Genomic DNA, 18,708 nt, shown 5'->3' with positions numbered 1-18,708 from the left:
ATAACGAATTATGGCGTGAGAATTCGAGAAGTGTGGGACATAAGTAAGATTATCATTTTGTTTGCTAAGATCGGAGGGAAACTATTTACAATTGAATAACTAAACCGTTATCATTTTTCAGTTACTCTTTCTCCCATATTAGGCATCCAATGAACAACGATAAACGCCCTCTATATATCCAGTATGCAGGTCCCGCTCTACTTAGTACTCCTCTTCTAAACAAAGGCAGCGCATTCTCTGCTGAAGAACGTAGCTCTTTTAACCTTGAAGGCTTGTTACCTGAGACAACGGAAACAATCCAAGAGCAAGTTGGACGTGCGTACAAGCAATACTGTAACTTCGAAAGCGATATGGATAAACATATCTACCTTCGTAACATCCAAGACACAAATGAAACGCTTTTTTATCGTTTAGTTCAAAACCACATCTCTGAAATGATGCCTATCATTTACACGCCAACGGTTGGCGCAGCATGTGAGAACTTCTCAAATATTTACCGTCGTGGCCGTGGTCTGTTTATTTCATACCCGAACCGCGACCGTATCGATGATCTACTGAATAATGCGACAAACCACAACGTTAAAGTTATCGTGGTTACGGATGGCGAGCGCATTCTTGGTTTGGGAGACCAAGGTATCGGTGGTATGGGTATTCCAATTGGTAAGCTCGCACTTTACACAGCTTGTGGCGGTATCAGCCCAGCTTACATGCTACCAATCGTACTCGATGTTGGTACGAACAACCCACAACGTCTTGCAGACCCAATGTACATGGGCTGGCGTCATCCTCGTATCACAGGTGCGGATTACGATGCATTCGTTGAAGAGTTCATCCAAGCAGTTCAACGTCGTTGGCCAGATGCTCTAGTTCAGTTCGAAGATTTCGCACAAAAGAACGCAATGCCACTGCTTGAACGTTACAAAGATCGCATCTGTTGTTTCAACGATGATATCCAAGGTACAGCAGCGGTTACTGTTGGTTCTCTACTTGCAGCATGTAAAGCAGCAAACAGCAAACTTTCAGATCAACGCATCACCTTCTTAGGTGCGGGTTCTGCAGGTTGTGGTATTGCTGAAGCTATCATTGCTCAAATGGTTTCTGAAGGTATCAGCGACGAGAAAGCACGTTCACAAGTTTACATGGTTGACCGTTGGGGTCTTCTACAAGAAGGCATGCAAAACCTACTTGATTTCCAACAACGCCTAGTACAAACCAATGCGAACACCAAAGATTGGGAAAGTGACGGTACTGGTTTCTCTCTACTTGACGTTGTTCGTCATGCTAAACCGACTGTACTGGTTGGTGTATCTGGCGCTCCAGGTCTGTTCAGCAAAGAAGTCATCAAAGAGATGAACCTTCACTGTGAACGCCCTATCGTGTTCCCACTATCAAACCCAACAAGCCGTGTTGAAGCGACACCAAACGACATTATTCGTTGGACTGATGGACAAGCACTTGTAGCGACAGGTAGCCCGTTTGAGCCAGTAACTCATAACGGTACTACTTACCCAATCGCTCAGTGTAACAACAGCTACATCTTCCCAGGTATTGGCCTTGGTGTATTGGCTGTGAATGCTTCACGCATTACTGATGAAATGCTGATGGAATCAAGCCGTGCGCTTGCAACGTGTTCTCCACTGGCTATCAATGGTTCGGGCGCACTACTTCCACCATTGGAAGAGATCCACACCGTGTCGAAAAAGATTGCTCTTGCCGTTGGTAAGAAAGCGATTGAACAAGGTGTTGCACTAGAAATCACTGAAGAAGCATTACAACAAGCGATTGACCAGCACTTCTGGCAGCCGGTTTACCGTCGCTACAAGCGTACTGCATTCTAATAAAGCGTACTGCTCTCTCAATAAAGCGTACTGCGCTTGGAATAATGCGTACTGCGCTTTGAATAAAGAGCGTTAACGACTCTTATATGAGCCTCTGCAATTGCAGGGGCTTTTTTCTTTACACTGTCTTGTCTTTTTAACTGATTTTTCTCATTTTTATTTGGTATTATCGAGCACTCAAAAAATAATGCTCAGTCAAAGGACCTTACCGAGAGTGAAATTCGATTCTCAAATTATCCGCAACAACTTACTTAAGGCTTGCAAGAAACTGCAAGGTTTTCTGTATGGCTCTTTCCTCGTCTTTCTGGTGGGCAGCGCTGCGGTTATTGCGATCGATTATTGGGTTTCATGGCAGGCAGAAGATCGCATCATCTACGAGATCGATGAAGTACCTGAACGCGAAGTGGCCGTTGTGCTTGGCACCAGCAAATATTTAGGCCGAACACTCAATGACTATTACAAATATCGAATTGAGGCCGCGATTGAGCTGTTTGATCGTGAGAAGGTCAATCAATTCCTGCTGAGTGGCGACAACGCTCATCGTTCTTACAATGAACCTTGGACGATGAAACGCGACCTATTGAGAGCAGGTGTCCCCGACGAACGTATCAATCTGGATTATGCTGGCTTTCGCACTTTGGATTCTATTGTTCGCGCGAAGAAGATATTTGATACTGATAACTTCCTGATCATCACTCAAAAATTCCACTGTGAAAGAGCGCTCTTTATCGCAAACTCTTATGATATTCATGCGCAATGTTTGGCGGTTTCCGGCCCAACTCACCACTCAGGTATCTCAATACGTTTAAGAGAAGTTTTTGCCCGAACCAAAGCGTTTCTTGACCTATACATTATGGGCACGACACCCAAATTTTTAGGGCCAAAAGAACCGATTCAGCCGAACCCAAAACAAGAATTACCCCCGATTCCTAGCCCAATTGCAGACCCAGCAGATACCGATGTGTAGAAATCTACACATTTTAAATTTGTTGCCTCACACTTCCCCACTGTTACACAAAAACACACCAACACGCCTTTATTAACTTAAGTAACATTCTCCCAACAAAGTCTGACCCTACATCAAGCCATACACCTCGAAGCTTTTTACTTTGAGAGCGGTATAACTTGAAATCAAGATACCTCGAAAATAATAAGCACCACTCAATGAAGTCGGTGCACCAATAAAACGAGGATAAACAAAAGGAGCGTCTTATGACGGCACTTGTTACTACACTGAAACATTGGTTGTTTACCCGCAACAGCATGATACTCATCGGCAATTTCACGTTATTTGCACTTTTGATCAATACCCTCCCTTTCGAAACACAAGTGAACACTGGCCTAAGTATTCTCGTATTTGTGGCTATCTTATGGTTAACCGAAGCGATCCACGTCAGCATCACTGCGCTGCTGGTTCCGTTACTCGCTGTGTTGTTCGGTGTATTTAACACGCCAGCTGCTTTGGCTAACTTTTCTAATCCAATCATCTTCCTATTTATGGGTGGTTTTGCCCTTGCCGCCGCGCTCAACAAACAAGAGCTCGATAAAGCGATTGCCGACAAAGTGTTGATGCTCGCGAAAGGCAAAATGTCGGTGGCAGTATTCATGCTATTTGGTGTGAGTGCTGGGTTATCGATGTGGATTTCAAACACAGCGACCACTGCGATGATGCTGCCTCTTGTTCTAGGTATCATGAACAAAGTCGACCAAAGTGAAGACCGCAACACCTACGTTTTCGTGCTATTAGGTATCGCTTACTGTGCATCAATCGGTGGTATTGCAACTGTGGTAGGTAGCCCTCCAAACGCAATCGCAGCTGCAGAAGTGGGTTTGAGCTTCACGGAATGGATGGCACTTGGCCTGCCGATCACGATGATCTTACTGCCAGTTGCTATGATTATTCTGTATGTGATGACTAAGCCAAAGCTTGACCACAAATTCGAGCTAGACCACGCCCCTGTTGAGTGGACAAACAGCAAGAAAATCACACTGTCTATCTTCCTTCTAACGGTAACGCTTTGGATATTCGGTAAGCCAATCAACGCAATGATCGGCGGATTCTCTAAGTTTGATAGTTTGGTTGCGATTGGCGCAATTGTACTGCTTGGCGCTTCTAGAGCAGTAGAATGGAAAGATGTTGAGAAGACTACAGACTGGGGTGTATTAATCCTATTCGGTGGTGGTATCTGTTTAAGTAACATTCTTAAAGCGACAGGCACCAGCGTATTCCTAGCGCACTCTCTAAGTGGCTTTTTAGAAACAGCAGGCGTTCTTCTTACTATTCTTGCAGTCGTCGCGTTCGTGGTATTCCTGACTGAATTCGCAAGTAACACTGCCAGTGCTGCACTGCTTGTTCCTGTATTCGCAACCATTGCTGAAGCACTAGGTATGTCGCCAGTTATCTTGTCAGCTCTGATTGCTGTTGCCGCTTCTTGTGCCTTCATGCTGCCAGTTGCGACACCGCCTAATGCGATTGTATTTGCTTCTGGCCACATCAAGCAGAAAGAGATGATGCGAATCGGTATGGTGTTGAACCTAGTTTGTATCTTAATACTGACACTGTTCGCTTGGATTTTCTGGTAAGCACGAACGCGTTGTAGGTAAAGCTCCACATAAACTGGCTGCAGTTCCCCCGGCTCAGCCAGAATAAAAATGCCCGCTCAGCTAATAAGATCTGCTGAACTAGCAAGATCTGCTGAACCAGCAAGATCTGCTTAACTAACAAGATCTGCTTAACTAACAAGATCTGTTGAACGAGCAATATCTGCTCAACGAACAGAAAGCACTGAGCGGGCATTCAAAAAACAATAAAACGCTTTTCCCTTTTGGTGGCTCCTCGCCACCTTTTTTGTTTCTAACCTATAGCCTTCCGAGTTGCTTAGATTACTTAGCCGAACGACACAGCCAACTTGATCTACAAATCCACCCGCTCACCCATGATTAAATCGCACTGGGTACTAAGCGCGTCCAACCTAACAGCAGCATAGAAGCGCACATAACCCAAACGACAGTGGCTAATGAGAGTGTTGATACCAAGTTATAGCGATAACTGAACACATAAACCGCACCAAGATAAGCCGCGTATGGCACAAGCGAAAACAAGCCAAATAACGCTGTGGTACGTAACTCCACCATGGTTTGTTCAGTGCCAACAATGTAGTGAGCTATCAAAGCAAAAGTGGGAAACAACGGCACAAAGCCAGCGATGTAAAAGCTCTTACTCTTCGACAACAGTGCAATCAGTAAAACCGCAGCCGCACCAAGCAAACATTTAAAGAACAGGGAAATCATTTCAATACGTTATCCAACAAACCAACAAAGGCTCTAGAGGGTAAACTCATATAGCGCCCATAAAAACGCCACACGTCACATATGCACGTGTGGCTTATAAAGTAATCAAAACAATTTTCAGATTAGTGACTCAAGATCACCTGATTTCGTCCTGAGTGCTTGGCTTGATATAAGGCTTCATCGGCGCGGGCGATCGTCTCTGTCACCCTCTCCTGCTTCATCTCGGCAATACCAATACTGCACGTGAGCGAATCGCCATGAATCCAAAGGTGTTGGCTAACCAGTAATCGAATACGTTCCGCTTTAATCTGTGCTTCTCCGGCCTCCGTTTCTGGGCAGAAAACGATGAACTCTTCACCGCCCCAGCGCACCAATTTATCTGTCGCGCTAATCGAACTGCCCACCACCATACTGAACTCACGCAAAATATGGTCGCCCATCTGGTGCCCGTATTTGTCATTCACACTCTTAAAGTAATCAATATCCAGATACAACATGCTCAGCTTTCCATGACCCTGTTTCACATACTGAGACTGCATCTTCAACCAATCACGAATCGCGTGTCGGTTAAGTATTCCTGTTAACTCATCTCGGTGAGCCATCTCTGAAAACTCAAAGTTTTGCTCTCGCAATGCTCGGTTGACGTTCTTCAAGTGATGATGCCTTTTCTCTGCAATCACCATACGTTTTCTGGAAATGTGCAGCTCAGAAAGCAAGAACACGGTGCCCGTACCGACCCAGACAAACAGCAAGATCATAAACAGGCTTTCACCCGTGATATACGAGCCTTCGAACTCAATACTGCGTATGACAATTCGATGGTGGCCAAGCTTGGCACCCGATGCAGTCGCGAATTCCACCATGTTGACGTTCGAATACTCAGGCGCAGAGTGCTCTAGCGCGACATCGTTATCAGCGAGCCACCAAGTCATCACTTGTAAATTACCAATCGGAATTTCAATAACTCCGCCATCCACGCCAGGCGAAAATTCCATGCCGTTGTATTTATGCGTGTACTCGTCGTCAGGAACGGAGTAAGCCGGATTATAATTGCGTAGATAGGTTCTTAAACGGCCGCTAGAATCCGCTTCCGCATGGTAATCAATATTCACTCTAAAGGTGTGGTACTGGGAAAGGTCAAGACCCGCGGTGATGTCTGGGTTGATACGAATCGATAGGCCGCAATACGGCCAAGGATACTCAGACTCTTTAAGCTCACAGTCGAGAATATACTGCCCATTTTCGTAGGATAATTGGGACGTACTAACGCCTCTATCCACCTGATCGCTGGTCGCGATAAATTCATACTTATCAGGCGTAATGGCCGTTATCACACGATTCCCGCTCACACGGTAATACTGCACAATGGCAAGCGTTGTGATAACGAGAAAAATAACAATCTTATGGATCCACTTCACGTCAAAGCTTCCGGCTTAATATCCCTATGGTTGGGATTTCACGATAAAAAATAAGTTAGGTGAATTGGTGATCTTTATTCCAACAATTCACTAAAAAACGTTATATCACGCCCGAACAAAATGTCATACTATATTTTTATGCACATATTTAGTGCCAATTATTCACGCCGAGAATCAAGTAATATTGCGTATAAAAACAGGCTCTATTTGTTATACTCATCGCATAATCATCGTTAACCGTAGCGCCTGCTTACAGAGCGTCCGAGTCGACGAAATAATAATCAAAATACAACGAGTAATGTCATGTCTTTATTAGCAAAAGGAACACTCAAGAAAATGAGTGCTTCGCTTGATGGTGCGGTTACCTACCGTTTACCTGTCGGTGAAGAGTTTGTAGAGCTAAACCCTCTGATTGGTAAAACCATCAACCTCACTCACACCGGTAATATTTTTTGCTGCTCGTGTGGTAAGAAAACCAAGAAAAGCTACTCTCAAGGCCACTGCTTTGTGTGCATGAGAAAGCTAGCAAGTTGCGACATGTGCATCATGAAGCCAGAGACTTGCCATTACGATGAAGGCACGTGTCGTGAGCCTGAATGGGGCGAAGCGAACTGCATGGTTGATCACTTCGTTTACCTGTCGAACACATCAAGCCTGAAAGTGGGTATCACTCGACATACTCAAATCCCGACTCGCTGGATTGACCAAGGTGCCACTCAAGGCCTGCCAATCTTGAAAGTGAAAACACGTCAGATTTCTGGCCTGATTGAAGTTGAGTTAGCAAAACACATTGCCGACAAAACCAACTGGCGCACGTTGCTAAAAGGCGATGGTGACGATATGGAATTGGTAGAAAAAGCCAAAGAACTTTTGCCATTGGTTGAGGATAAAATCCAAGAGATCAGAGGGAAGTTTGGTGACGATGCTATCGAGATCTTAAGTGAGAACATCACTTCACTCAGCTACCCAGTAGAACAGCACCCAGTGAAGATTGTGTCGCACAACTTTGATAAGAACCCAGAGGTGACAGGTGTACTTCAAGGCATTAAAGGCCAATACCTAATCCTAGATACGGGCGTGATTAACATCCGTAAATTTGGCTCTTACGAAGTCGAAGTGTCTGCATAATTTGTAGAACTTCAGCGTTTCTCACAGTGAGAACCGTTTAGCTGTTTAGCTGTTTAGCTGTTTAGCTAATAACCAAAAACTAACAATGCCCTGAAGCCAACACTTCAGGGCATTTTTGTTAGGAATGCGTTTCGATTTTAACCGTTATTAATTCAAGGAATTAAAGCGCAACCACATCGCCACACACGCGATTCTTACCAGCCGCTTTCGCTCGGTAAAGAGATTGGTCGGTTAGGTTAACCAGCGCATCGATAGAAACCTTTCCTTCGCAAGCTCGGCTATCACTCACTCCGATACTCACGCTCACATTAAAACGAACCTGCTCATCAATCTTAAATTCGGTTTGATGAAACTGTTGGCGGATCTGGTCAGCGACTTGACGCGACACTTGAGATGACGCATTAGGGATAAAGACAATGAACTCCTCATCGCCCCATCGACCTGCAACACCGCCCACAGCCTCGACATTACGCTTGGTAATATCAGCCAATGCGCAAATTACCTCGTCACCCACCATGTGCCCGTAAGTGTCATTGATCGATTTAAAATCATCGATATCAAGCAGCATACACACGAGATGAGTATCAGAGACAAGATGCTCCCTTAGCCATTCATAAATCGCCCTGCGGTTAAGCAAGTCGGTCATTTCATCGTAATTCGCTTGGTGAACCAACTGCTTTTCCAACATCACCTTTTGAGTCACGTCTTCGAGCACCACCTGAACCGCTGGCTGACCTTTCCAAGTGATCGCATTATCGTAAATATTGAAGAACCGATGAACGCCATCTAAGCCAATGTTTTCAACAACCGTGCTGGTTCCCGATAACTCACCAGACACGATCGCTTGATAGTGGCTACGAATGCCTTGGGTATCTTTCTGTGGCACTAAGTCTAGGATGGATTCTAGCTTTAAGACTTGCTCAATCGACTCGCCGCCTTGCAGTTTTACCCATGATTGATTGGCCATCAATGGTTTGAAATCTCGGTGAACCAAGATGCCCTGCCCTGATTGCATGATCATATCGTGGTACATCTGGTCTTGCTCACGCACCACATTTTGCAGCTGAATCGCAGGAGAAAGATCGATGACTGTCACTTGCAGCGCAGGCCTACCTTGCCACTCAGTCACATGATCAATAGAGAACACCGTGAACTCTCTGCCATTGCGGTCAACATTGGTAAAAGTATGAACCTGAGGATCTCGTTGACCACCGACGGTTTCTAGATAATTCTTATAGGCCGCGACATGAAACTTTTCTGGAATAAGATCCAGAAAGCTATCTATTTTAGACAACAGTTCTTCGGGGGATGGGTATCCATAGATGCGCGCATAATTAGCGTCAACACTAACCACATTCATATCTTGAATAGTTATTACACCGTACGTGGATTCGAAATTTATTGAAGACATGGCCAACTCCGCACTCTCGCTATACTTCACAAACTGGAGCATAACTACATATCCTACCAACACTTCCACATAATCCTTCACGCGTTAGGGGGAATTAATATTACAACTAGTATATCGTACTGATATAGGCTTCTCTACAATTCTATCGCTAACACCAGTTATCAAAAGTAGACAAGTCTCTCATTCCTATTATTCGCGTCAAAAAACACAAATAGATAACCTATATCAATGTAAGTATTACCTTTTTCTACTTTTGGCTTTGAGCTGAGTTAGCACTCTTATGTTCACCGCCTCAAACTTGTTCGCTATTCTTTTAAACCTGCGCGCGTTATTCATTCCAATCGGAAAAATAAGAGACTAAGAAATCAATCGCAAGTCGTGCTCTCTGTGGCAGGAAGCGACGGTTTTGATATACGATCCAACTGCTTGTTCCTGCTCCCCAATATTCTTCTAACACTGGCACCAATTTTCCATTGGTAAGGCCGCCATTGAAGCTGCTTTTAGGAAGGTAAACAATGCCAAGTCCCTCTTCACAAGCTTTAAGTACCGCGCTCGAATTATTGCTCTTCCAACGTCCATGCACTCTTACTGCATTTAACGGCTTTCCATCTTTCTCAAACAGCCACTGATCACTGTTGGCAATAATACAACTGTGTAGCTTCAACTGCTCAGGCTGGGTTGGACAACCAAATTGGTCGATGTAATCCTGACTCGCGGCCGCTGCCATCGGACGATCCACCAGCTTCCTTGCCACCAAACCAGAATCATCTAACCGACCATAACGAATCGCGAAGTCGATACCATCTTCGATGAAGTTAACCATGTTGGTATTGAAGTTCATTTCGATAGTCAGATCCGGGTGGTCTTTGGCAAATTCCATCAGCGCCGCTGCGACATGATTCTCGGCAAACGCACCCGCTGCACTCACACGCAAGGTACCGCTCAACTGAGCTTGTTGAGACGTGACTTGTTCATTCGCCTGCTGCAGCCCGATAACCAGATCTTTGCATTGCTGATAATAGGTATGCCCAGACTCGGTCAAACTCACCATACGTGTTGAACGCGCCAACAACGCCACGCCTACCCGTTCTTCTAGTCTCGATACTTGGCGGCTGACATGGCTGGTGCTGCAACCCAATTGTTTTGCTGCCGCAGAAAAGCCGTGGCACTCTGCAACCGCCACAAATTCATTAATACCTTCAAAGCTATCCATACATCACCTGATTACATCTAGCTAATTCGCGTCTAGCCAGTTTGCGTCCCACAAGTTCGCACTCCACGAGTTCAAACCCGACTCATTCATATCTTCACATTCAACTATTGCTATATAGCAATAATGTTTTGCTTATTACTTATATTATCACCCATACGATTTGCAATTAATATAACGACATCAGCAATTCAACTATGCTTAGACAAACATCAGCCCTGAAGGAACGAATCATGAAAAAAATACTAATCCCAGTGACTAACCACGCAACACTAGGCGATACAGACCAAGCGAACGGTACTTACGCTCCAGAATTGACTCATGCATTGAAAGAGATCATTGCCGCTGGTTTTGAGTACGACATCGCTTCTATCAAGGGTGGTAAAGGCCCACTGTATGGAACCGATATTGAAGGTGATTCAGTAAATGCTGAAATCTTAGCTGATGATGACTTCCAGAACCGCATCAACAATACAATTCCTGTAAGCCAAATTAACGTAGAAAGCTACGATGCTATTTTCTACCCAGGTGGATTCGGCCTACTTTCTGACTTAGCGACCGACGAGCAATTCGCAACGATTGCCGCTAAGCATTATGAAGATGGCGGTTTGATCGCATCAGTATGTCACGGCCCAGCAGCCCTGCTTCCGATTGTCCTGAGTAATGGCGAAAAGCTACTAAGCTCTAAATCGGTGACTGGCTTTACACGTGAAGAAGAGATCGACTTTGGCACCATCAACGACATTCCATTCCTACTGGAAGAGTCGCTTGCTCGCAGCGCAGCGCGTTTCAACAAAGTTCAACCTTGGCAAGAGCTTGTGATTGTTGATGAGCGAGTGATTACCGGTCAGAACCCAACCAGTGCTCACGCAGTAGGTGCAACTCTCGTTAAGCATCTGTCTTAACTAAATCACGGACTTTTTCGATTAGCTATTAGCGGCTTTAGTCTTAATAGACTTTGCTAAACAGATATAAGTTCATGAAACAAAAAGAGCATACTTCCTACTCAATATTATTGAGAGAAGTATGCTCTTTTCTAATTCTGTAGCTATTAAGTGCTAGTGACTTCTTGCTAATTACTTCTGCTAGTGGCTTCGCAAGATCCCTTCAAGCACATTGAACAGCAAGTCGATCTCTTCAATCGAGTTGTAATGCATACAACCAATACGCACCACGCCCTGCTCTTCAATAACCAATTGCTTCACCAAACCTAATGCGTAGAAGTGTCCATTCCACACACAGATATTATGCTCACCCAGCTTCTTAGCGATGAACTCTGGAGAATGGTTATCAAAGGTAATCGCAAACGTTGGAGTTCTTAGGTTCGAATCAAACTCGGTTTTCCCATAAAGCTTTGCCCCTTCAAGATCGGCCAAGCGTTTAAGGAAGTATTCACTGAGTTGGCTCTCGTGCTTGTTATACAGCGCGTAACTTTGCTCTAAACGAGAACGCAATGAATCTGCTGGATCACCTAGTTGTGCCAAGTAATCCACCGCCGCAATCACACCAGCAAGGCCTTCAAAGCTCTGTGTTCCTGTTTCAAATCGACCTGGGCCAATATTGGTTGCAGGCTCTACCTTGTAAGGCTTTAAAGTATGCAGCCATTGAGGCGCAACATAAGCAATGCCAACATGAGGGCCGAAGAACTTATAAGCCGAGCACGCTAAGAAGTCACAATTCAGTTGCTGAACATCAATCAAGTGGTGTGGCGCGTAATGAACCGCATCAACATAAACCTGCGCACCATGCTGATGTGCAAGCTCGATAACTTTCGTCATGTCGACAATAGAGCCTGTCGTGTTCGAAGCAAAAGTCACTGCAACAAGCTTGGTTTTCTCGTTAAGTAGCGATTCAAAGTGCGCCATATCCAAACTGCAATCCGACTCGTCTACACGAACTTGGCGAACAATCGCGCCTTTGTCGTCTGCCGCTTGCTGCCAGCTCGATACATTTGAGTAATGGTCTAACGCAGTGACGATAACTTCATCGCCCTCTTTCCAATCGCGACTGATCGCTCGGCTAAGTTGGAAGGTCAACGATGTCATGTTCGCACCGAACACAACGTTGCCAGAAGACTCCGCATTAAGCAGTGCTTGCGCCGCTTCTCGTGCTTGCTGCATTAAGCTCGTGGTCTTTTGGCTAGAAAAATAGTGACCGCCTAGGTTTGAATTGAAATGCCCTAGGTATTCCGTCATCGAAGCTAAAACATTCTCAGGCACTTGAGATCCACCTGGCCCATCAAAAAAGGTCACAGGCTTGCCATTATGATATTGGCCTAAAGCACTAAACTGTTGGCGTACATCATTAAGAGTGAAGGACATTGCGCGCATCCTTAGCCGTTAGAACAAACACATCCATATAGCCCATCTCATCGTGGTCTATGGTACGAATCGGCTGTGCATTGTGCCAAAGCTTACTGTCTGCCAGCATCGCAACCTCACCATCGCCTAACACTTTTCTAAAGAATGGTGCTTCGTGTGAGTCTTGGTACAACATGATTTCGCCACCCACAATGTTGTGTCGGTTCACACCAATTAAAGCGATATGGTCAAAACCGTCTTGGTGCACACCTTCGGGAGCAACCTGAGTCTCTTCAAAAATAGCGGCAATTCGGATTTGATGGATTTCGATTTCTTGCCCGTCTTCAAGTCCGTTGGTTTCAATAAACAGTTCACACATTTCTTGCATGCCTTCACTGCTTAGAATATTCGCTTCAATCGGCTCGAACTGACGAACAACGTCACCTTGAAAGTGATTAATGTTTTCAGACTGAACAAAGTTATGTTTGTCTTGCTCAACGACTTGTCCATTACTGAATTGAACCACCGAGTACCTTCTCAATCGAAACTGGCCATCCGCATGCTCTGTGCTTGGTAGCTTAGAGAATGATGGTGACAACTCCTCAACCGCGTGGTTACTGAGGTGGGTAATATGTAGGGTATTTTCGTGAGCATGTAACATCATCGACTCCTTAATGATTGTTAATTTACTTTCGATATTTAACGTTTTGTTTACATAAAGGATACTTGAAGATCTTGTCAAATCAACATTAAACAATCATTTATCCCGTCAGATTTAATAATTCAGACACTAAATCCAACTTGAAATTCAAAAGCAGTGTATAACACCAGAATAAAAGATGACCAACTCTTAAAACTAGCACACTCCACTAGCTAGTTATAAATCCCTACAAATTTAAATTTAACGATATTATAAACTAGCAAGCTATGTTTCATATTGTGTCAGCCCTTGCACTTCAATACGTCAGCCTCCTTGCATGAGTTCAGCCCTCACTCTCGCCATCATTCATTTCTATGCTTTTGCACAGCAAAATACGACCTACCTATCAGTTGCCAAGCTATTGATTATTTACACAACAAACTGAAATTGGTTAATTTATGACTAAGCCAGAAACCAAACGCCTTTGCTTGCGCGTCTGGAACAGGTCGAGTTCGGGGGGAACTCGGCCGCCCTCAAATACCTATCGTTATATTCAATAACATAACCGAGTGACGATAATACGCAGCTTCAAACGGCATTCGCCTAATTTAACCTGTGCTGTATCGATCAAGCGTTTGAAGTGGAATACTGAGAAGGGAATTTACTTATTGGCTTCTGGCAACCAAAGCATGAAGCGTTTTAAATCGACTGTCACAATAAAGGTAACTTCGAAATCATCGACAAGGGGATTCCTCCTAGTTTTAGGAAGGTTTTTTAATGGTTATGTCGTTAAATTACACAGAATAAATACTAATTCACATGCTATTCATGGGCGTTTGCCCACAAAAAACCATCCATTCTTATAGCACTGTTATCTGCGAATCATCGTTCTATGTCACGGGATAAATTCGCATGTCACCATGCAAGTTTTAATAAGGAACTAGTAGTAGTGCACATATGCTAATTAACTGTTTGTATTCATAATTATTTAACGTAGCATAACGCAATAAGAACTAACTGACCAAAGTATGATCCTAATGCTAAATAAACTCGGTAAAATACAAGAAAATGATTTAACTAGAGAAGTGATCGTTCCCTTATTTGAACGGATGTATGGGTGCAGAGTTTGCTTTACAGGTGGGGCTAATGAAAAAGGCCGTGATTTAATCGTCTATTATAAAAACCCACTGGATGAGCCCGAATATATTGGTGTTCAAGTAAAAAGAAAAGTAGTGACGTCCAATTCAAATTCAAACAGTTTCCAGCAGCTTGTCAATCAATTGAGTCAAATGCGAGATGAAGCCGCAGTCTGTCCTACTAGCCTCCAAGAAGTATACTTTTCTAAAAAAGTATTTATAACTTCTTACGAGATTCCAGAGAAAGTTTATGATACTCACCACGGTGCCATGAAAACTCTAGAAAACCTGAACGTATCAATAATCGATGGCAAGAAACTTCTTCTACTAGTTGAGCAATACATCCCAGAAAAATTGAGTTTTATTAGTGGAGACAACTCCGCTATTGGAGATGCGCTCAAGACAAACCTAACCAATAACGCTTTGATGGATGCTTTATCGTTTAAAGATAACAAACAGATCTGCGATATATACTGTGAAACTCAACTATCGATTGGTAATAAGAAAACTGACAAATTAATTAATAGTGAATTCAACGCCAAGCCGGACAAATCTTTTCGTCTCAATAACTACATTCAAGCCGAAGAGCTTCATAAGTTGAACTCGGAGTTTTTTGATAAGTTTGGGAGTACCTGGCACGATAACACTTTGCTTGAAAAAATTGAGGAAGAGCTTACATATCGTCAAAACTTGCTTTATACCGACAACGTTGAGAGCGATGTAATTGCCACTTGCGGTCAGTCCATCCAGGACCGAATAAAATCTTCTCGCTTCGTAGCTTACTTTCCACATGGTCGTTCTTTCGATTCATTAGAAGATTTCTGCTTCAACGGGTTTAGAGACGTTTCATCGATACCTAATGATGATTATATGGCGTTTATGGAATTGATCTCTGAGCTACAAGGACTGTTCTCAAAGCGAAAACAATCGGATGAAGAACGAATTGAGATCAGAAGTAAAGTAGCAGAACTCCCTGTTTACCATGAGTTGCCTTTTAGCGGAGATAAAATTGTCCAAGCTTACAAAGAAAGGCATGATAACTTGCAACGCATGGCTAAAAAGCAAGATAACCTTCGTGATGTCAAAAACTACCTACAAGAAAGCCAGAACGTTAATTTCTTAATCAAGATTATCGATAAATATAGTTCTTACTTCGAGATTAGTGAGAACAAGAACTCATCCCAGAAAACACTAGTAAAACTATCAATTCATCAAGTCTTTGATACCAAAATGAATACGTTAGTTCTTGGAGATGCGGGGTCAGGAAAAACGACGAATCTACAAGTTTATACCTCAAAATTAATCGAAAACAATGATTCTCGATTGACAATATTCATGACTTTGAACGAACTAGCAAACTTAGCGAAAGTTTCAGAAGACAAAGATATTGTTTATGGAGTTTGGGCTTATCTCAACAAGCTTCAATCTTTTACATTCTCGATTCAATCGTTTAGAAAACATATATCAAGCAATGAAACTTGCATTGTGTTAGATAGTGTAGATGAAGCAATTAGCCAACATCAATGGGTGGTTGATAAGCTTTGCGAATTTGTCAAATTGTATCCTCATTGCCAAGTGATCACCTCATCACGCTTCACTGTCGAAGATGTTGAGAAGTTGAATTTCGTTAACGTTAGTTTATTACCATTCGACAGTTCGCAAAAGCGAGAGTTCTTCCTCAAGTGGTTTGAAAATGATTACAGTAAAGTAAATGAAATAATGAACCACTTAGGAAAATACTCGGGATTAGATCAAGTCGTTACAAATCCATTGTCTGCTACGATCATGGCTACATTACAAGGCTCCAACGTCCCATTACCCGCAACTGAAGCACAGTTATACAAAAAGCGATTTGAATTGCTAAGTGGCATGTTTGACAAGTTCAAGGGAGTAAACCGAATGGTTACTGCACCTGAAGTTATACTTAACGCAATTAGGCAGCTTGCTTATCAAATGCACCTTGATGACAGAAGAGAATTAGAACGCGAAGACATTATCTCAATTTTGGCCACTGTTCTGCCAACAGGTAGTGATCCTACATTTATTTTTAAAGAATTGTGTAGCCCTTGTGAAATCCTTCTAGTTAATCCTAATGGTACTTTTGGTTTCGGCCATTTAAGATTTCAAGAGTATCTAGTGTCAGAACAATTAGTCCATATTAGAACTGCGCCTTATGACCGCTTCCTTAAAAGCCCGTGGTGGCATGATAGCCTAGTTTTATATGCGCAGCATGCTCACGAAATCAACTGGTTAATTGATTATATCTGTCAAGATGCAGACCTCACGCTTAGCTGTCACAATTTGGCTAGAGAAATGATTTCATTCAGAGATGTAAAGGAGCGCGACATTTTAGTTAAAAGGCTAGAAAGTGCTATAGCAATTTCACATGAAGATAAACTTGATAGCTCTTTATTTGATATCGATTACGAAGACTTTGATTCAGTAGACATGTTGGAGTACTAGTTATTCGTTCAAGGAATAAACCGCGATTTAAATAACGCCTATTAGGTTATTTACTCACGTAAAAGTACCTCATTGGGTGCAAATTTGGCAAAATCACTGACAAGATTTTGCCAAATTACGCACTTAGAACCCGCAACTCGCCTGCACCCTCTAAAACATACAGGCTTCTTCAAAATCGATTTCAAAATCAACGGGCGGTAAGTTTACTAAGTGCTTGCTCGTTGTGTTTAGCAGTTCGACTTTCGCGGGCTTCCCTACTTCGTTTGTGTAGATAGTCGCTAGATAAAGCTTGTCTGAACTGTGGAACGCATCATGAAAGCTCACTTCTTTGTTTAACAAGCTGGCTAGCAATGGCTTGGTTACCGGAATGTAAGCCCACTTAATGCACTGGCCGTTGTCATAGTCCCCACTCCAATACACCATAAACCTTTGGGTATTTTCATTCTTAACCGAAAAGCACTTCGGCCCTAAAACGTCTTGATACACTTCCAGTAGTTCCAATTTGCCTAGCTGTGTGCCCGTTGGGAGTAAGTTCATTGCTCGTTCCTCATCTTTCTAACGTTGCCTATCAAACCTTGCCTATAATCTTATAGTTAAATACTGTTTTTATATACAGTTAATTGGGTGTATTTTGATATGCCCGTTCGAAATCGAAAAGACGGCAGCAACAATCCATGAAGAAGACGGTGGTTTCGCCGATCTTTAAGCTACGAAAACGTTTGTCTACATTAAGTTCTAACGTATAACGATTAATTACACTTCAGCCCTTGTTTACACTTTTATTGCCTCCATATTTTCCATACAATCCTAAGCGATTATAAATAAAAACAATTTCAATTTCGGAGTCCTCATGAGCGACGTAAAGCACTGTAATTTATTGATTCTTGGTTCTGGCCCTGCTGGCTATACAGCTGCAGTTTACGCTGCTCGTGCAAACCTAAACCCTGTACTTGTTACGGGTATGCAGCAAGGTGGTCAGCTTACAACCACAACAGAAGTAGAAAACTGGCCGGGTGATCCTGAAGGTTTAACGGGTCCAGCTCTAATGGATCGCATGAAAGAGCACGCAGAGCGCTTTGAAACAGAGATCCTGTTCGACCACATTAACGAAGTCGATCTATCAAACCGCCCTTTCCGTCTTAAAGGCGATTCTGGCGAGTACACATGTGATGCATTGATCATCTCAACGGGTGCATCAGCTAAGTACCTAGGTTTAGATTCTGAAGAAGCATTCAAAGGCCGTGGCGTTTCTGCTTGTGCAACGTGTGATGGTTTCTTCTACCGCAACCAGAAAGTGGCGGTTGTTGGTGGTGGTAACACGGCTGTTGAAGAAGCACTTTACCTATCTAACATCGCGTCTGAAGTTCACCTAGTTCACCGCCGTGACACGTTCCGCGCTGAAAAGATTCTAGTGAAACGTTTAATGGACAAAGTAGAGAACGGCAACATTGTTCTTCACACTGATCGCACGCTAGACGAAGTTCTAGGCGACGACATGGGCGTAACGGGCGTTCGTATTAAAGATACTCAGTCTGATAAAACAGAAGACATCGAAGTAATGGGCGCTTTCATTGCTATCGGTCATCAACCGAACACGGAAATCTTCAAAGGACAAGTTGATATGAAAGATGACTACATCATCGTTCAATCAGGTCTTGAAGGTAACGCGACACAAACCAGCATCCCAGGCGTATTCGCTGCGGGTGATGTAATGGACCACAACTACCGCCAAGCAATCACTTCTGCTGGTACAGGTTGTATGGCTGCACTGGATGCTGAACGCTTCCTAGATGGCCTTAACGATAAGTAAATCTGAGATTGCAGATTTGATTATCGAAGCCCTCGCACCAATAGATGCAGGGCGTCATCACAT

The 18,708-nt window shown here is 43.4% G+C and carries 14 protein-coding genes; 7 read left to right on the top strand and 7 right to left on the bottom strand.

The annotated features are described in order from the left end of the window. The first annotated feature begins 149 nt into the window (after positions 1-149). From BCT49_RS08610 to BCT49_RS08600, 3 genes are all read left to right on the top strand, one after another. Positions 150-1,838, top strand: coding sequence for an NAD-dependent malic enzyme (locus tag BCT49_RS08610; protein WP_102434882.1), 1,689 nt, complete (start codon positions 150-152; stop codon positions 1,836-1,838). 214 nt (positions 1,839-2,052) lie between these two features. Further along, positions 2,053-2,805: a SanA/YdcF family protein gene (locus BCT49_RS08605; protein WP_102434881.1), complete on the top strand. Its 753-nt coding sequence runs from the start codon at positions 2,053-2,055 to the stop codon at positions 2,803-2,805. 245 nt (positions 2,806-3,050) lie between these two features. Beyond that, on the top strand, positions 3,051-4,421 hold the full coding sequence (locus tag BCT49_RS08600; RefSeq protein ID WP_102434880.1) for an SLC13 family permease: 1,371 nt from the start codon (positions 3,051-3,053) through the stop codon (positions 4,419-4,421). A gap of 357 nt (positions 4,422-4,778) precedes the next feature. On the opposite strand, the gene BCT49_RS08595 is transcribed toward BCT49_RS08600, so the two are convergent. Continuing rightward, positions 4,779-5,129: a GlpM family protein gene (locus BCT49_RS08595; protein ID WP_102434879.1), complete on the bottom strand. Its 351-nt coding sequence runs from the start codon at positions 5,127-5,129 to the stop codon at positions 4,779-4,781. A 122-nt stretch (positions 5,130-5,251) separates the two neighbouring features. After that, positions 5,252-6,547 (bottom strand): GGDEF domain-containing protein, encoded by a 1,296-nt coding sequence (locus tag BCT49_RS08590; RefSeq protein WP_102434878.1) that lies wholly within the window; start codon positions 6,545-6,547, stop codon positions 5,252-5,254. 303 nt (positions 6,548-6,850) lie between these two features. Between BCT49_RS08590 and BCT49_RS08585 the strand changes: the two genes are divergently transcribed. Continuing rightward, on the top strand, positions 6,851-7,675 hold the full coding sequence (locus tag BCT49_RS08585; protein WP_102434877.1) for a DUF2797 domain-containing protein: 825 nt from the start codon (positions 6,851-6,853) through the stop codon (positions 7,673-7,675). A gap of 160 nt (positions 7,676-7,835) precedes the next feature. Here the strand turns inward: BCT49_RS08585 and BCT49_RS08580 are convergent, their stop codons facing one another. Further along, complete coding sequence (locus BCT49_RS08580; protein WP_102434876.1) at positions 7,836-9,128, bottom strand: sensor domain-containing diguanylate cyclase; 1,293 nt, start codon at positions 9,126-9,128, stop codon at positions 7,836-7,838. A gap of 286 nt (positions 9,129-9,414) precedes the next feature. Continuing rightward, entirely contained in the window at positions 9,415-10,299 is an 885-nt protein-coding gene (locus BCT49_RS08575) for a LysR family transcriptional regulator (RefSeq protein WP_102434875.1), read from the bottom strand. A gap of 230 nt (positions 10,300-10,529) precedes the next feature. On the opposite strand from BCT49_RS08575, the gene BCT49_RS08570 reads away from it, so the two are divergent. Continuing rightward, positions 10,530-11,201, top strand: coding sequence for a type 1 glutamine amidotransferase domain-containing protein (locus tag BCT49_RS08570; protein WP_102434874.1), 672 nt, complete (start codon positions 10,530-10,532; stop codon positions 11,199-11,201). A 180-nt stretch (positions 11,202-11,381) separates the two neighbouring features. Here the strand turns inward: BCT49_RS08570 and BCT49_RS08565 are convergent, their stop codons facing one another. Both BCT49_RS08565 and BCT49_RS08560 read right to left on the bottom strand, forming a co-directional pair. Continuing rightward, positions 11,382-12,617 (bottom strand): cysteine desulfurase-like protein, encoded by a 1,236-nt coding sequence (locus tag BCT49_RS08565; protein ID WP_102434873.1) that lies wholly within the window; start codon positions 12,615-12,617, stop codon positions 11,382-11,384. After that, positions 12,601-13,257: a 2OG-Fe dioxygenase family protein gene (locus tag BCT49_RS08560; RefSeq protein ID WP_029225866.1), complete on the bottom strand. Its 657-nt coding sequence runs from the start codon at positions 13,255-13,257 to the stop codon at positions 12,601-12,603. Before BCT49_RS08560 ends, BCT49_RS08565 begins: the two co-directional genes overlap by 17 nt. A 1,016-nt stretch (positions 13,258-14,273) precedes the next feature. Between BCT49_RS08560 and BCT49_RS08555 the strand changes: the two genes are divergently transcribed. Then, positions 14,274-16,835 (top strand): NACHT domain-containing protein, encoded by a 2,562-nt coding sequence (locus tag BCT49_RS08555; RefSeq protein ID WP_102434872.1) that lies wholly within the window; start codon positions 14,274-14,276, stop codon positions 16,833-16,835. A gap of 150 nt (positions 16,836-16,985) precedes the next feature. Here BCT49_RS08555 and BCT49_RS08550 read toward each other — a convergent pair whose 3' ends face one another. Next, positions 16,986-17,372, bottom strand: a complete 387-nt coding sequence (locus BCT49_RS08550; RefSeq protein WP_102434871.1) for a DUF6575 domain-containing protein — start codon at positions 17,370-17,372, stop codon at positions 16,986-16,988. A 313-nt stretch (positions 17,373-17,685) separates the two neighbouring features. Between BCT49_RS08550 and trxB the strand changes: the two genes are divergently transcribed. Next, on the top strand, positions 17,686-18,645 hold the full coding sequence (gene trxB, locus BCT49_RS08545) for a thioredoxin-disulfide reductase (RefSeq protein WP_012603688.1): 960 nt from the start codon (positions 17,686-17,688) through the stop codon (positions 18,643-18,645). Positions 18,646-18,708 lie beyond the last annotated feature (63 nt).

Source organism: Vibrio lentus (genome assembly GCF_002875945.1).
In the GTDB taxonomy this organism is placed as follows: domain Bacteria; phylum Pseudomonadota; class Gammaproteobacteria; order Enterobacterales; family Vibrionaceae; genus Vibrio; species Vibrio apostichopi.
Note: the sequence above shows the minus strand (reverse complement) of the source record. Positions and strands in the feature narration are given on the sequence as shown.

What these genes read in the sequence shown, in the direction of transcription:
- BCT49_RS08555 (WP_102434872.1), top strand. Translation starts at nt 14,274, where the DNA reads ATGCTAAATAAACTCGGTAAAATACAAGAAAATGATTTAACTAGAGAA.
- trxB (WP_012603688.1), top strand. Translation starts at nt 17,686, where the DNA reads ATGAGCGACGTAAAGCACTGTAATTTATTGATTCTTGGTTCTGGCCCT.
- BCT49_RS08580 (WP_102434876.1), bottom strand. Translation starts at nt 9,128, where the DNA reads ATGCTCCAGTTTGTGAAGTATAGCGAGAGTGCGGAGTTGGCCATGTCT.
- BCT49_RS08565 (WP_102434873.1), bottom strand. Translation starts at nt 12,617, where the DNA reads ATGTCCTTCACTCTTAATGATGTACGCCAACAGTTTAGTGCTTTAGGC.
- BCT49_RS08610 (WP_102434882.1), top strand. Translation starts at nt 150, where the DNA reads ATGAACAACGATAAACGCCCTCTATATATCCAGTATGCAGGTCCCGCT.
- BCT49_RS08585 (WP_102434877.1), top strand. Translation starts at nt 6,851, where the DNA reads ATGTCTTTATTAGCAAAAGGAACACTCAAGAAAATGAGTGCTTCGCTT.
- BCT49_RS08575 (WP_102434875.1), bottom strand. Translation starts at nt 10,299, where the DNA reads ATGGATAGCTTTGAAGGTATTAATGAATTTGTGGCGGTTGCAGAGTGC.
- BCT49_RS08570 (WP_102434874.1), top strand. Translation starts at nt 10,530, where the DNA reads ATGAAAAAAATACTAATCCCAGTGACTAACCACGCAACACTAGGCGAT.
- BCT49_RS08595 (WP_102434879.1), bottom strand. Translation starts at nt 5,129, where the DNA reads ATGATTTCCCTGTTCTTTAAATGTTTGCTTGGTGCGGCTGCGGTTTTA.
- BCT49_RS08560 (WP_029225866.1), bottom strand. Translation starts at nt 13,257, where the DNA reads ATGTTACATGCTCACGAAAATACCCTACATATTACCCACCTCAGTAAC.
- BCT49_RS08600 (WP_102434880.1), top strand. Translation starts at nt 3,051, where the DNA reads ATGACGGCACTTGTTACTACACTGAAACATTGGTTGTTTACCCGCAAC.
- BCT49_RS08550 (WP_102434871.1), bottom strand. Translation starts at nt 17,372, where the DNA reads ATGAACTTACTCCCAACGGGCACACAGCTAGGCAAATTGGAACTACTG.